This is a genomic window from Streptomyces sp. NPDC085900, from assembly GCF_044540925.1.
In the GTDB taxonomy this organism is placed as follows: domain Bacteria; phylum Actinomycetota; class Actinomycetes; order Streptomycetales; family Streptomycetaceae; genus Streptomyces; species Streptomyces gilvifuscus.
The window spans coordinates 562,061-577,170 of sequence record NZ_JBITSP010000002.1; the positions used below are offsets into that span (position 1 = coordinate 562,061).

General features: G+C 73.8%; 9 protein-coding genes. 3 read left to right on the forward strand and 6 right to left on the reverse strand.

Annotated elements, in window-relative coordinates; genetic code table 11:
- Window positions 1-34: 34 nt before the first annotated feature.
- Both ACIGDI_RS07280 and ACIGDI_RS07285 read left to right on the forward strand, forming a co-directional pair.
- On the forward strand, window positions 35-835 hold the full coding sequence (locus tag ACIGDI_RS07280) for a 3-hydroxybutyrate dehydrogenase (protein WP_399891787.1): 801 nt from the start codon (window positions 35-37) through the stop codon (window positions 833-835).
- A 76-nt stretch (window positions 836-911) separates the two neighbouring features.
- Window positions 912-2,861 carry a helix-turn-helix domain-containing protein gene (locus tag ACIGDI_RS07285; protein WP_399891790.1) on the forward strand — a complete coding sequence of 650 codons (1,950 nt, stop codon included), beginning with the start codon at window positions 912-914 and terminating at the stop codon, window positions 2,859-2,861.
- A 40-nt stretch (window positions 2,862-2,901) separates the two neighbouring features.
- Here ACIGDI_RS07285 and ACIGDI_RS07290 read toward each other — a convergent pair whose 3' ends face one another.
- Entirely contained in the window at window positions 2,902-4,290 is a 1,389-nt protein-coding gene (locus ACIGDI_RS07290) for an MFS transporter (RefSeq protein ID WP_351564180.1), read from the reverse strand.
- A gap of 211 nt (window positions 4,291-4,501) precedes the next feature.
- Between ACIGDI_RS07290 and ACIGDI_RS07295 the strand changes: the two genes are divergently transcribed.
- Complete coding sequence (locus ACIGDI_RS07295; RefSeq protein ID WP_399891795.1) at window positions 4,502-6,223, forward strand: hypothetical protein; 1,722 nt, start codon at window positions 4,502-4,504, stop codon at window positions 6,221-6,223.
- Window positions 6,224-6,296: 73 nt separating this feature from the next.
- Here ACIGDI_RS07295 and ACIGDI_RS07300 read toward each other — a convergent pair whose 3' ends face one another.
- The 5 genes from ACIGDI_RS07300 to ACIGDI_RS07320 form a co-directional block, all read right to left on the reverse strand.
- Window positions 6,297-6,938 (reverse strand): cutinase family protein, encoded by a 642-nt coding sequence (locus tag ACIGDI_RS07300; protein WP_272175000.1) that lies wholly within the window; start codon window positions 6,936-6,938, stop codon window positions 6,297-6,299.
- 80 nt (window positions 6,939-7,018) lie between these two features.
- On the reverse strand, window positions 7,019-8,269 hold the full coding sequence (locus ACIGDI_RS07305; protein WP_399891799.1) for a PucR family transcriptional regulator: 1,251 nt from the start codon (window positions 8,267-8,269) through the stop codon (window positions 7,019-7,021).
- A gap of 122 nt (window positions 8,270-8,391) precedes the next feature.
- The gene (locus ACIGDI_RS07310) at window positions 8,392-9,336 is read right to left on the reverse strand and encodes an alpha/beta hydrolase (protein ID WP_399891803.1); all 945 of its coding nucleotides are present in this window, start codon (window positions 9,334-9,336) and stop codon (window positions 8,392-8,394) included.
- A gap of 22 nt (window positions 9,337-9,358) precedes the next feature.
- Complete coding sequence (locus ACIGDI_RS07315; protein WP_399891806.1) at window positions 9,359-13,354, reverse strand: beta-ketoacyl synthase N-terminal-like domain-containing protein; 3,996 nt, start codon at window positions 13,352-13,354, stop codon at window positions 9,359-9,361.
- A complete protein-coding gene (locus tag ACIGDI_RS07320; RefSeq protein WP_399891811.1) occupies window positions 13,351-15,108 on the reverse strand; it encodes a fatty acyl-AMP ligase in 1,758 nt (585 codons plus the stop codon). The genes ACIGDI_RS07315 and ACIGDI_RS07320 overlap by 4 nt, the downstream gene beginning before the upstream one ends.
- Window positions 15,109-15,110 lie beyond the last annotated feature (2 nt).

Sequence of the window (15,110 nt, forward strand, 5' to 3'; positions counted from 1 at the left end):
TGGCGAGGGCACAGCGCTGCCTAGGGTCGTTTCCATGACCCCGACCGGTGCCCTTCCGCCCCCACACGCCCTCGCCCTCGACCTCGGCGGCCGCACCGCCCTCGTCACCGGCGCCGCCAGTGGTATCGGCCGCGCCTGTGCGCTGCGGCTCGCGGCCGCCGGGGCCAAGGTCAGAGCCGTCGACCGGGACGCCGAAGGAGTGGAGTCCCTGGCCGAGGAGGCCGCGGGCCTCACGGGCGGCATCGAACCGCACGTCCTCGACCTCACCGACCTCGACGCCGCCGAAGACGCGGCCGCGGGCACCGACGTCCTCGTCAACAACGCGGGCCTGCAGTTGGTCCGCCCCATCGAGGAGTTCCCGCCCGACGTCTTCCGCACGGTGCTCACGGTCATGCTGGAGGCGCCTTTCCGGCTGATCCGCGGCGCCCTGCCGCACATGTACGGGCAGGGGTGGGGCCGCATCGTCAACGTGTCCTCCGTCCACGGGCTGCGCGCCTCGCCGTACAAGTCGGCCTACGTGGCCGCCAAGCACGGCCTGGAGGGCCTGTCCAAGACCGCAGCCCTGGAAGGCGCCCCCCACGGGGTGACCTCGAACTGCGTGAACCCCGGTTATGTGCGCACGCCCCTGGTCGAGCGGCAGCTGGCCGACCAGGCCCAGGCGCACGGCATCCCCGTGGAGCGCGTCCTGACCGAGGTGCTGCTGCAGGACAGCGCCGTCAAACGTCTCGTCGAACCGGAGGAGGTCGCCGAGGCCGTGGCCTACCTGTGCGGTCCGCAGGCGTCCTTCGTCACGGGCACCTCGCTCGTCCTCGACGGCGGCTGGACCGCCCACTGATCCGGCGTACACCTGTGCGAAGAGGAGTTGTCCACAGGGCTGACGGGGCGGCCGTGGGATGGGGAATCCTGTGAGCATGTCCCGCGATCACGTGCAGTCCGCCGAGCGCTCCGCCGCCGAAGCGCCACCCGCAGCGCTCAACGGCGTCGAGACGCCGTTCCTGGAGCTGCTGGCCAGGGGAGCGTCGGCCGACGCCTACGAGCAGCCGGTGCTGCTGGCCCGCGCCGAGGGACGACCGGCCGAGACGATCGGCGCGCTGGAGCGGGCCAAGCTGCTCGCGCTGCGGGTGCGCGCGGAGCTGGAGGGGCGGCGCCGCCGCGAGGCCGAGCTGTCCGCGCTCTTCGAGACCGCACACGACCTGGCCGGACTGCGCGACCTGGACGCGGTCCTCAAGGCGATCGTGCAGCGCGCCCGCTCGCTGCTGGGCACGGACGTCGCCTACCTCAGCCTGAACGACCCCGAGCGCGGCGACACCTACATGCGGGTGACCGAGGGCTCCGTCGCCGCCCGCTTCCAGCAATTGCGGCTCGGCATGGGCGAGGGACTCGGCGGGCTGGTGGCGCAGACGGCCCGCCCCTACGTCACCGACGACTACTTCAAGGACGGCCGCTTCCAGCACACCCGCACGATCGACGCCGGTGTCCGCGACGAAGGCCTGGTCGCCATCCTCGGCGTGCCCCTGATGCTGGGCCATCACGTGATCGGTGTGCTCTTCGCGGCCGACCGGCGCGCCCGCGTCTTCGAACGCGAACAGATCGCCCTGCTGGGCTCCTTCGCCGCACTGGCCGCGGCCGCCATCGACACCGCCAACCTCCTCACCGAGACCCGCTCGGCCCTCGCCGGCCTGGAGCGGGCCAACGAGATCATCCGGGACCGCAGCGCGGTCATCGAGCGCGCCTCGGACGTCCACGACCGGCTCGCCGAGCTCGTGCTGCGCGGCGGCGGGGTGCACGACGTGGCCGCGGCCGTCTCCCAGGTCCTCGACGGCACGGTCGAGTTCACCGAGGCCGCCGACACGGCCGCGGCACCACTGGAGGCCTCCCGGGCGGAGGGCCACGCCGTGCGGCACGAGGACGACTGGATCGCCGCCGTCACCGCCGGCGGCGAACTGCTCGGCGCTCTCGTGCTGCGCGGCCACCCCGGCCTCGACCCCGTCGACCAACTCACCCTGGAGCGGGCCGCGATGGTCACCTCGCTGCTCCTCCTGGCCAGACGCTCGGCCGCCGACGCCGAGCAGCGCGTCCGCGGCGAGCTCCTGGACGACCTCCTCGACGCCCGCGACCGCGATCCGCGCCTGCTGCGCGAGCGCGCCTCCCGGCTGCACGCCGACCTCGACTCCACCCATGTCGTCCTCGCCGCCCGTCTCGACGGCCCCGCCGCCGACGCCGAGCAGGAGGCCGCCGCCCGCAGACGCCTGGGTGCCGCCGCCTCCCACCTCGCCGCGACCCGGCACGGCCTGGCAGCCGCCCGCGACGGCGGCACCGTCCTGCTGCTGCCCCTCACCTCCGGCGACACCGCGACCGACCTGGCCCGCCGCACCGCCCGCCACCTGGGCACCGCCGTCCACGAACCGGTCACCGTCGGCGCCTCAGCCCCCGTACGGGACCTCGCCGCCCACCCCGACCACGTGGCCGCCGGATACGCCGAGGGCCGCCGCTGCCTGGAGGCCCTGCGCCTGCTGGGCCGCGCCGGCGACGGCGCCGCCGCCGAGGACTTCGGCTTCCTCGGTCTGCTGCTCGCCGGCGACCGGGACATCGCCGGCTTCGTCGACCGCACCATCGGACAGGTCGTCGCCTACGACGAACGCCGCGGCACCGACCTGGTGCGCACCCTGGACGCCTACTTCACCTGCGGCATGAGCCCGGCCCGCACCAAGGACGCGCTGCACGTCCACGTCAACACCGTCGCCCAGCGTCTGGAGCGCGTCGGCAGACTCCTCGGCGACGACTGGCAGGACCCCGCCCGCGCCCTGGAGATCCAACTGGCTCTGCGGCTCCACCGGTTGTCCGCACCGGCACAGCACTGACCCCCGTACGCACGGGCGTACGGGGGCCGATGCCGCCGGCTCAGACGGTGCGCGCGTCCGCCGCCGGGACCGCCGTGGCCTCCGCGCCCACGGACGGCTCGACGTCTGCCAGGTCCCGGTGACGGGTCTCCTTGGCCGCGAGCACGGCAACGACCGTCAGGGCCGCCGCGGCGACGACGTACAGCACGATCGGGGTGGAGCTGTCGTACTCGGCCAGCAGGGCGGTGGCGATCAGCGGAGCCGGCGCGCCCGCGGCGACCGAGGCGAACTGGGCACCTATGGAGGCACCGGAGTAGCGCATCCGGGTCGCGAACATCTCGGCGAAGAAGGCCGCTTGGGGCGCGTACATGGCACCGTGCAGGATCAGGCCCACGGTGACGGCGAGGACCAGGGCGCCGAAACCGCCGGTGTCGACGAGGGAGAAGAAGGGGAACATCCACAGCCCGACGCCGACCGCGCCCAGCAGGTACACCGGCCGCCGTCCGATCCGGTCCGACAGCGCGCCCCACGCCGGGATGACCGCGAAGTGCACGGCAGAGGCGATGAGCACCGCGTTCAGCGCGGTCTGCTTGGACACGCCGGCCGAGGTGGTGGCGTAGACGAGGATGAACGCGGTGATGACGTAGTAGCTGATGTTCTCGGCCATGCGGGCGCCCATCGCGACCAGCACGTCCCGCCAGTGGTGCCGCAGCACGGACACCAGCGGCAGCTTCTCCGCCTCGCCGCCCCGGGCCGCCTTGCGGGCCTCGGCATGCGCGAGGGCCTCCTTGAAGACGGGCGACTCGTCGACGGACAGCCGGATCCACAGACCCACGACCACCAGGACCCCGGACAGCAGGAACGGAATCCGCCAGCCCCACGACCCGAAGGCGGCGTCCGACAGCAGAGCCGTCAGCAGGGACAGCACACCGGTGGCCAGCAACTGCCCGGCGGGCGCCCCCGTCTGCGGCCACGAGGCCCAGAAACCGCGCCGCCGAGCGTCGCCGTGCTCGGACACCAGCAGCACCGCGCCGCCCCACTCGCCGCCGAGCGCGAAGCCCTGGACCAGCCGCAGGGTGGTCAGCAGCACGGGAGCGGCGCTGCCGACGGTCGCGTGCGTGGGCAGCAGACCGATCGCGAAGGTCGCCCCGCCCATCATCAGCAGACTCAGCACCAGCAGCTTCTTGCGCCCGATCCGGTCCCCGTAGTGCCCGAAGACCAGGGCGCCCAGCGGCCGGGCGGCGAATCCGACGGCGTACGTCAGGAACGACAGCAGCGTGCCGACCAGCGGGTCGGAGTCCGGGAAGAACAGCTTGTTGAAGACGAGCGCGGCGGCGGAACCGTAGAGGAAGAAGTCGTACCACTCGATCGTGGTGCCGATCAGGCTGGCGGCGACGATGCGCTTGAGGTTGGCGGGGGTCGGTGGAGCGGATGCTGCTGCGGAGGCCATGTGCGCCACTTCCTCGTGTGCGATGGGGACGGGTACGTGTCGGCACACCGTAGGAAGCCCCACGTCGGGCGCACATGTGGCGGGGCTACATAGTTCGGCTACGACGTATCCGCGCAACCACCATGCGGTGGTGTGACAAACGCGCAGTCGGGAGCTGAGACTTTGTGAGCACCGCCCCGACTCCGGTCCCGCGCGGTCCTACGGTCCGGCCATGGACACGAGTCGTAGCAGAGGAAGAACCCCCAAGGCCCTGCGCACGGCCGCGCTCGCGGCGCTGCTGACCACCGGGGCGCTCACCGCGGCCGCCCCGGACGCCCACGCGGGCGGCGCGCGCACCGAGACGCCGGTGGGCACCGTGGCCGGGGTCGTCGAGTCCGTGGTGCGGGTGAAGGTGCCGCTGCCGGCGTCCTTCGGTGCGCGTCCGGCGGCCTGCGACTGGCTGTCGTACCTGCGCTACCGCTCCTCCGACGGGCCGGCGGCCTCGGCCGACGCCGATCGCGTCCTGGTCGCCCAGCCGGGCATCCTGGAGGGCGCCGGAGCCTTCGACAGCGTCGCCCGCAACACCGTGACCCGCGCCGCCGAGCAGGGTGAGCACATCGAGTTCTGGGCGCTGGACCGGCGTTCCAACTGCCTGGAGGACCACACCGGCGTCGACTCCGGCGACCAGCACGCCGCCGTCGACTACTACTACCGCGGCAAGCAGGTGAACGGCCGCACCTTCGCCGGTTTCGCCGACAACGGACAACTGGGCTGGATGGCGGGACTCGGCATCCGGCAGACCGTGCGCGACCAGTACGACCTGCTCACCGCCGAGCTGCCCGACCAGAACCTGCGCAAGCGGAAACTGCTGTGCGGCGGGCACTCGCTCGGCGGTGTCGTCACCGGCTACTTCGCCACCGCCGACTTCGACGGCGACCCCGCCACCACCGCCGACGCCGGATACAACCAGTGCGCCGGCTACTTCGCCCTCGACACCACCGTCTCGACCTCCCTCGCCGACCTCAGCGGTTCCATCCCCGGCGACACCAACGTGCCCGACGTGGGCCTCGGTTACGGTGCCGTCCAGGCCGGCCTGGACAGCGGCGTCCTCCCGCGCTCGCTGTCCGCGCCGGTGTTGCTCAACCCCGAGACCATGACCCTGCTGGCCATCGCGGGAGTGGGCGCCCTGCAGAATCCCGGCGGTGAGTCCGACCTGCCGGCCTACCTGCCTTCCAACACCAATATCGAGGCCACCAACCGCTTCCTGTTCTCCAAGGACACCGCCACCTTCCTCACCGGCTCGCCCTCGGTGAAGGACTTCCGGCTCACCAACCAGGCCGTGCTCGGAGCCCTGCTGGACGACAACTCCGTACCCCTGGCCTTCCTGCAGAGCAGCGTCGGCTTCTTCGACGGCGGACCCGTCACCGACAAGAACTTCCCCGCCGCCAACGGAGGTTCACAGCAGCCCGGGCTGTTCGGCACCCGGTACAAGGCCATCCCGGCCGAGCCGCACGGCCCGCTCTACACATGGCGCGATTACGACCGTGTCGGCGCGCCGGACGACCCCGGGTACCGCTCCTCCGACGGCACGCCGTTCACCGACGCCGGTGAAGAGGTCACCGACATCCAGGAGTTGGCGCGCAGCCTGGCCCGGCAGCCGCTGGACTTCACCGAGCAGTACTTCCCTACGAAGCTGGTCACCGACATCGAACTGGCCACCTCGCCGCAGGTGAGACGACTCGTCGTGCACCCGGACGGGTTGACGGCCGATCCGACGCTCACCGTGCTCGCGGGCGACGGACTGCTGGCCGGCCGTTTCCCCGCCGACCTGCACCCCGTGATCGCCGACGGCTACCAGCACCTGGACGTGCTCACCGCCGCGCCCGTGCAGAACGACGGGCGGCCCGAGCCCGTCTCCACCAACCTCGCACGCTTCGCCGAGAACCCCGAGTGACCTGCGCACAGCACGAGCCGAGGGCCCGGGAGGGGATCCCCTCCCGGGCCCTCGGCGTGGCCGGCGCCGGCCGTCAGACCTTGGTCGCCGCGAAGTCGGCCGCCGCGCCCGCGTCGGCGGTGTAGCCGAGGTGGGCCAGGACGTCACCGCCGCCGTTCTCGCAGATCGGGTCGCCCTTGGCGCAGAAGTCGATGGTGCGGCTCTGGTAGGGGCCGGTGACGCTCTTGCCCAGGGCCCGGATCGGGTTGCCGAACAGCAGCACCGCCGCGACTCTCGGTGCCACTGCGGCGGGAAGCGTGGCCACGATGGGGCTGCCCACGACCGCGCCGTCGCTGCTGATGCCGATGGAATTGTCGACCACATTCGCGCCCTGCGAATAGCCGACGAGAATGAAACGCTGGTTCGGGCAGGCCGCCGCCTGACCGCTGACGTGGTTCACGAGGTCCGCGTTTCCCTGCGCGGCCGACGTGAGAGAAAGGTCGGCCGGGTAGTTCACCTTGTAGCTGGAGAGATTACGGCCGGTCAGTTTCTGCTGCAGCGCGGAATACACCGGGTCGCCGACGATCGCGCCCAGTGTGCCCGGCTCGAACGTGCCGCGGGCCGCGACGACGTCGATGTCCGAGCAGGTGGCGGCCGTTGCGGTGGGCGCCGAGAGAGTGGTGAGTCCGGCCCCGCCGACCAGGGAGAGCGCGGCGAGGCACAAGCGGATACGCATGGGGATCCTTTGCGGGTCGGGCGCGTTGCGCGCCTGGGGAAAAGGACCCCCCGAACGTATTCGCGTTCAGTCGCGGGGTGTTATTGCTGGGAATTCAGAAATTCCCCTGATTTTGTTGCGTGCAGACGTGTCTCCTCGGCGCGCAGCGCGAGAATCATCTCCAGGCGGGCATCCGGGTCGTGCAGAGCGTCGCCGAAGACCTTCTCCAGTTGCCGCATCCGGTAGCGGACCGTCTGGGGGTGGACGTGCAGCCGGGTGGCGACGTCGGGGACGTTGCTGCCGCTGAGCAGCCAGGCCAGCAGGGTCTCGGCGAGGCGGGCGCGCTGGCCCTCGGAGACCCGGTCCAGCGGTGCCAGGGCGCGCGCCCGGAGCTGGACGAGCAGGGGTTCGTCGCTGTGCAGCAGCAGGGTCGACAGGTGCTCGTCGCACCGCACGACACCCTGCCGGGGCAGGATGCCCCGCCCCATCAGCCCCAGCGCCAGCGACGCCCAGCGCAGCGACCGCGCGGCCTCGGCGAGCGGCACCGTCGGCCCGATCGCCGCCGGCCGGCCGCGCAGCGCCAGCGCGAAGGCACGTCCGGCGAAGCGGCCCGAGCCGTCCGGATCGGGCACCAGCATCCGCGGCGGCCGCGCCCCCATGTCCACCAGTGCTCCCGCGGCCGCGAGCGGCCGGTCGTCCTCGCGCCGCTCGCCGGCGGCGGCCAGGGCGACGACGGCCACGTACCGCGGCACCGACCACCGTGCCCCGTGCGCCAGTTCGTGCACGGCCTCCACCGGCACCGGCCCTTCGCCCAGCAGCAGCTCCAGCAGACGCCGGCGCCGCCGCTCCAGCTCGTCCGTGCTGCGCAGCCGCGCGTCCGCGTAGCCTTCGGCGGCCGCCTCGGCGACCTCGTGCACGGTCCGGAAGGCGAGTTCGCCCAGCGCGGCCACCACCTGGGAGTCCAGCCCGAGCTCTTCCACGGTGCGGCCCATCAGCCGCCAGGCGTGCAGCCCGCCGATCCGCAGCGCGGACTGCAGCGCGTCCAGACCGCGACCCACCAGGGCCTCGCCGCGCCCGAGTTCGTAGTACGTCGCCGCGATCGCGTCGCCCGGGCCGCGCGGATCGGCGATGTGGTCGACGAACAGGGTCAGGGCCTGCACCACGCCGGCCCGCAGATTCCTCGTGTAGGCCCCGTCCGCCGGGCCCGCGTACTCGGGGACCTGTCTGCGGACCTCCTCCTCCACCTCGTCGGCGACCGCCTCGAGCCGGGAGCGCAGCAGCTCTGCCAGATCGGGCGGGAGCAGTGGGGCCGCCCGCCCGGCCGGCCCTTCGTGGGGGGTGGGGACGGCCATCGAGGTCACTCCTTTCACCCGGAACCGGCTCACCCGCGGGCTGTTGCCCGTGGGACGGGGGGCATGTCCCGTGTTGGACGGTCCTCCCCTGCGCTCCGTTCCGTGCCCCGACGGCACCGACATCACTCCGGCACTCCCAGCGCACGGGCGAGCATCGGCCACGACGCGGTGAACTCCTGCTTCCAGTACTGCCAGCTGTGTCCGCCGCCGGAGTAGAAGTGCTTCGTCACGGCGATACCGAGCCGGTCGAGGGAGTCGGTGAAGCTGTGCGCCGACGGCCACAGGGCGCTCTCCAGCGCCTCGGGCAGCCAGTCGCCGGTGCCGCCCACCACACCGCTGCCGCCGGAGACGTACAGGGGCGTGCCGCGCAGTCCCTGCGCGCGGGCCCTGGGGTTGAAGTTCTGCCAGGTGAGCAGGTCCAGCACCGGGTTGCCCCACAGGGACAGGGGCGCCAGGTTCTCGCGGGCCACGATGGCGTCGACCAGCGTCGGCACGCCGGGGAAGGTGGTGTCGAGGATGCCGCTGTAGGAGGCCGCGGCCGTGAACGCGCCCGGGTGGCGGGCCGCGTGGGCCATGGCGCCGTAGCCGCCCGTGGAGACGCCGGCGACGGCCCGCACCGCGGAGGCCCGGTAGTCGCGGGCGAGCAGCGCCGGCACCTCCGAGAGCTGGAAGGTCTCGTAGTCCGGGCCGCCCCGCCAGGCCGTGGGAATGCCCGTGGGGCCCGCGTCCGGCATCGCCACGATCAGGTTCCGGCCCTCGGTGAAGGCCTCGATGTCGGTCTCTCTCGTCCAGGACGTGTAGTCGTCGTGGGCGCCGTGCAGCAGGTACAGCACCGGGTACGTCCGCCCGGGCTGGGTGTCGAAGCCCGACGGCAGGATCAGCCGTACGGGCGCGCTGCGGCCCAGCGCGGCGGACGGGAGCGACACGTCGAAGGTACGGGCCGTCAGACGGGTGGCGGCCCGCGCGGTGCCGGTCACGGCGCCGAACAGGGCGGCCAGTCCGGTGACCGCAGCTGCCTTGGCGACGGTGCGTCGGGACACTGCGGCGGGGCGGTTCGGGTGGGACATGGCGGCTCCTCGGTTCTCCGGTTCAGCGGACCTGCTCGGCGAACGCCCGCCGCAGCCGCGCGGCGAGCTCGTCGACGTGGGGCGGGTCGAGGAGCGACAGATGGTGCCCCGCGACCGGTACGACGGTCAGCCGAGGACACACCTCGTCCCAGCCGAGCGCCTCGTCGTCGCGTTCGTAGGCCGGGTCGCGCACGGTGTGCGGCGCGGGCTCGGTCGCCCGGTACAGCACCACCCGCCCGTCGTAGCGCCGCGGCCGGTGCGCCTCGCCGATCCTCAGGTCCAGGTAGGAGGCGCGCTGGTGCTCCAGCGCGGCGGCCGGCACCTCGGCGGCCTCCCGCAGGGCCCGCAGCACCGTGTCGATGCGCTCGCCGTCGTCGTCCATCGCGACGAGCTCGTCGTACGGCAGCTCCAGCCGCACCCCGTAGACGTCCGCGACGTGGGCCGCGAAGCCCATGAGGTGGGCGCGCAGCCGGTCGGGCCGGGGCAGGGGCCGTACGGAGTCGATGAGCACCACCAGCTCCACCTCGCGTCCGGCGTCCGTCAGCTGACGTGCCGTCTCCTGTGCGACGAACCCGCCGAAGGACCAACCGCCGAGCAAACACGGCCCGTTCGGGTGGGCGGCCGTGATGGCTTGGGAGTAACGGCGGGCCTTCTCGGTGACCGTGCGGGCCTCTTCGAGCCGGTCGAGCCCGTACACCGACCGGTCGTCGCCGAGGCGTTCGGCGAGGGTGCGGTAGACGTCGGTCGTTCCCCCGGCTGCGTGGACCAGGAAGAGCGGGGCCGCCTTGGAGGCGGTGGCGTTCAGGGGCCGCAGGAGCTCGAACTCCCCGGTGGGGAGGGCTCGTCGGAGGCGGCCGGCGAGGTCGCCGAGGCGGGCGGCGCCCATCAGGTCGCGCAGTGGCAGTTCGATCCGGAACTCGCGCTCCAGCGCCGTGCGGATGCGAACGGCCATCAGCGAGTCGAGTCCGAGGTCGGCCAGCGGGGTGTCGGCGGTGAGACGGCCCGGCGGATGGCCGGTGACGGCCGCGAGGTGGTGACGCAGGCGGCCGGTGACGGAGTCGTCGTCCTCCACCGGCTCCTTCTTGGGCGCCGCCGGGGCCGCCGCCCGCCCGTCCGTCCACCAGTGCCGCGCGTGCCGCCAGCGCGGAGCGGGCAGGTCGATGACGCGCCCGGCCGGCAGCGGCAGCCGCAGGCCCGCCGCGTACAGGGTGCCCAACCGGCCGAGGAAGGCGGCCGAGTCGTCGGCGTCACGGCGGAGCGTGCCCAGGGCCAGGGCGCCCGGCGCGGTGCCGGTGAGGGCCCGCAGCAGGACCGGGTGGGGCGAGATCTCGACGAAGGCGCCGTGACCGTCGGCCGCGGCGGCCGCGACGGCCCGGTCCAGACGGACCGGCCGCCGCAGGTTCGCGACCCAGTGGGCGGCGTCGAAGACGCTCTCCCCGCGCGGGTCGTCGAGAACGGTGGAGTAGACCGGCACGCGAGGCCGCCTGCCCTGGACGTCGACCAGCGACTCGGCCAACTCGGTCAGCAGCGAGTCGACTTGAGGGGAGTGCCCGGCGCCGACGACCTTCATCGCCTTGGCCGCGCGCCCCAAGCCCTGCAGCCGCCGTACGAGCCGGGCCACCGCCTCCTCCTCCCCGGTGACGACCTGCTGTCCGGGTGAGGAGTGCACGGCGACATGAACACCGGGGAAGTCCCGTGGCAGCGCGTCGACTTCGGTCTCGTCGAGGTCGACCACGGCCATCGAGCCGCCCCGCAGCCGACTGAGCAGCCGCGCCCGTACGGCGACGATCCGCGCCCCGTCCGACAGGTCCAGGGCCCCCGAGCACACCGCGGCGGCGACCTCGCCCATGGAGTGGCCGATCACGGCGGCGGGCTCGACGCCATGGGCGCGCCACAGCTCGGCGAGGGCCACCTGCACCCCGAACAGCACGGGCTGGGCGACCTCCAGGCGCTCCAGTTCGCCGCCGGAGGCGAGGTGGTCGTACAGGGAGAACCCGCACTCGGCGGCGAGCTGGGCGTCCGTCTTCTCCACGGCGCCGGCGAAGGCCGGCTCCTCGGCGAGCAGCCGGCGCCCCATGCCGGCCCACTGGCTGCCGTACCCGGAGAAGACCCACACCGGGCCGCGCCCGACACGGTCCCGGTCCTCGGTCACCACCCCGTCATGCGCCCGCCCGGAACCCAACGCGCCCAGGGCTTCGACGAGTTCGGCGCGGTCGCGGGCGACGACCGCGGCCCGAACGGGACCCCGGCCGGTCCGTCCCGCGAGCGTGCGCGCGACGTCGGCCGGGTGCGCGCCGGCGCCTCCGGGGGTGCGCAGCCAGTCGGCGAGCCGGGACGCGGTGTCCCGGATCCGTCCCGCGTCGACGTCGGACAGCAAGTGCAGCCGGGCGGCCGGGCTCTCGTGGGGTGGAGTCGGGGCGGGCCGCCATTCCTCCAGCACCGCATGGGCGTTGGTGCCGCCGAAGCCGAACCCGGAGACACCCGCCACGGCCGTGCCGCCGTAGCGCGGCCAGGGCTCCGGCTCGGTCACCACCCGCAGCCGCGTGCCGTCCACGGCGCTGCCGTCCGCGCAGTGCAGGGACGGCGGGATGAGGTCGTGATGCAGGGCGAGGACGGTCTTGACCAGCCCGGCGACGCCCGCGGCCGACTCCAGATGACCGAGGTTGCCCTTGACCGAGCCCAGCAGCAGCGGCTGGTCGGGATCGCGGTCCGTGCCGAGGACCGCGCCGAGCGCGCCCGCCTCGATCGGATCGCCGAGCGGAGTGCCGGTGCCGTGCGCCTCGACGTAGTCCACTTGCCCCGGTACGGCACTCGCTCGCGCGTACGCGGTGGCCAAAAGGGCTTGCTGAGCGGCCGGATTGGGAGCCAGCAGGCCGTTGGAGCGGCCGTCGGAGTTGACGGCCGTGGCCCGGATGACGGCCAGCACGCGGTCGCCGTCCCGTTCGGCGTCGGACAGCCGCTTCAGCAGTACGGCGGCGCAGCCCTCGCCGCGCCCGATGCCGTCCGCCGCCGTGGAGAACGGCTTGCAGCGCCCGTCCGGGGCCAGGGCCCCTGCCCGCCGGAACGCGACGGTCACGGTGGGGGAGAGCAGCAGGTTGACGCCGGCGGCGATCGCCGTGTCGCACTCGCCCGTCCGCAGGCTCACACACGCGTGGTGCACGGCGACCAGCGACGAGGAGCAGGCGGTGTCGACGGCCATGCTGGGTCCCCGGGTGTCCAGGACGTACGCCAGCCGCCCCGCGGTCACGCTGAGCGCGGCGCCCGCCGGGGCCCACGGGTCGACCGAGTCCGCGTCGGCGCCGGTGAGCCCGCCGTACTCGGGCGCCGAAACGCCCACGAACACACCGGTGTCGGTGCCGGCCAGGGAGGCGGCCGGGACGGCGGCGTGGTCGAGCGTCTCATGCACCACCTCCAGCAGGATCCGCTGCTGCGGGTCCATCACGGCGGCCTCGCGCGGGGTGATGCGGAAGAAGTCCGCGTCGAACCCGGCGATGTCGTCCAGGTAGCCGCCGTGGGGGAGCGCGTCGGCGGGCGGGAAGGCGGTGAAGTCGCGCCAGCGGTCCTCGGGCACCCGACGGATCGCGTCGACGCCCTCGCCCAGCAGCCGCCAGTAGTCGTCCGGACCGTGCACCCCGCCGGGCAGCCGGCAACCGACGCCGATGACCGCCACGGGTTCGCCGGAGGTCACCGGCCGTCCGGCCGCCACGGGCTCGCCGGAGGTCAACAGCCCTCCGGATGCCGCGGGTTCGCGCCCGGCCGTCGAGGTAGCCGCCCCCCACGGGCCGCACAGGCGCTCCACCAGCGCCTCCCCGGTGGGCGCCTCCCACACCAGCGTGGCGGGCAGCTCGCGCCCGGCCAGGACCGACAGCTCCCCGGCCAGGGTCACCGCGTCCCGCGAGGACATGCCGAGGTCCGCCAACGGCCGGTCCATCGGGGCGTGTTCGGCCTCCGTGCCGCCCCACTCGGCCACCCGCCGGGCGATCAGCCGGCGTACCGCCCGCTCGTCGACGGCGCTCACCGCACCCCCTCGGCCGGGTACGCGCCCGCCAGATACCGCTCTCGGGTCAGCGCCCGCGACACCTTGCCGCTGGAGGTCCGCGGCACGGTGCCCGGCGGCACGAGGACGACGTCGGCCAGCCGCAGCCCGTGCCGGGATGACACGGCCGCGCGCACGGCACCCACCAGGGCCGGTACGTCGATCTCGGCCAGGGACGTGCCGCGCACATGCTCGGCGACGACGACCACCCGCTCGCCCGAGGCACCTGAGACACCCGAGGCACCCGAGACGCCCGAGGCCGCCGAAGTGCCGAAGGCGGCGAGCCGGTCGGGCCGCAGGGCCGGGTGGGCCTCCTGGGCGGTGGCCTCCACGTCCTGCGGGTAGTGGTTGCGGCCGTCCACGACGATGAGGTCCTTCAGCCGGCCGGTGACGATCAACTGCCCGTCCAGCACGGTCCCGAGGTCTCCGGTGCGCAGCAGGCCGTCGGGGCCGAAGACGCGCCGGGTGTGCTCCTCCTGGTTCCAGTAGCCGCGCCCGACGTTCGGTCCCTGGACCCGGATCTCGCCGACCTCGCCCTCGGACAGGACGGCGTCCGTCACCGGATCGGTGATGTGCACCCGCTGGCCCGCCGGAGTACCGCAGCCCGCCAGCAGCACGGCCCTGGGGTCCTCGGCCCGGGCGGGCAGCGCCTTGCCGGCCGCCAGGGCGTCCCGGTCGAGGGCGAAACGGTGCGGCGGTTCGCCGGGCCGGGCGGCGCTGACGAAGACGGTGGCCTCGGCCAGCCCGTACGACGGGCAATGCGTCGCAGGATCGAGTCCCTGGGCGGCGAAGGCGGCGTGGAAGCGGTCGGCGGTGCCCGGGCGGACCGGCTCGCTGCCGTTGATCAGCGCGGCGATGTCACCCAGCCGCAGATCCGCCTTCTGCGCCTCGGTGACGGCGGCGGCGCAGTAGTCGTAGGCGAAGTTGGGTGCCGCGCTCACCGCGCGCGGATGTGCGCCCAGCAGTCGCAGCCAGCGCACCGGCTCGTGCAGGAACGCCACCGGGTCCATCAGCACCGACAGCAGCCCGCGCACCACCGGGGCGGCCACACTCAGCACCAGCCCCATGTCGTGGTAGAGCGGCAGCCAGCCCACGCAGGTCACCGGGTGGGCGTCGGCGCAGTAGGCGGTCAGGGCCTGGCGGGCGTTGGCGACGACGTTGGCGTGGGTGATCTCCACGCCCGCCGGGGTGCGGGTGGAGCCGGAGGTGTACTGGAGGTAGGCGACCGCCGACTCCTGAGGCGTCACCGGCTGCCACCCCTCCGCGGCCGCGTCCGGCACCTGGTCCGCGAGGACGACCCGGGCCGCGGTGTCCGCGCAGAAGTCCCGTACCAGGTCGGCGGCCGGGCTCGTGGTCACCACCACCGCCGGGCGGGCGTCGGCGAGCACCGCCGTGAGCCGGTCGCCGTGGCCGGGCAGGTCCGGCGGATACAGCGGTACGGCGACCAGACCGGCCGTGAGCGCGGCGAGGAAGGCGGTGACGTACTCCGTGCCCTGCGGACACAGCAGCGCCACCCGCGCGCCGGGTTCGGTGTCCTCGGCGAGCCGGGCGGCCAGAGCGCGCACCCGCAGGTCCAGGCGCCGCCAGGTCAGCGTGCGGTGGACGCCCCGGGACCCCGGCGCGGGATGGTCGACGTAGGTGAACGCCCGGCGGTCGGGGGTGGTCTCGGCCCAGTGCCGGACCAGTTCCGGCAGGCTGCGGTGGGCGGGCACGAGCGGGGGACGGCGGCTGTCCATCG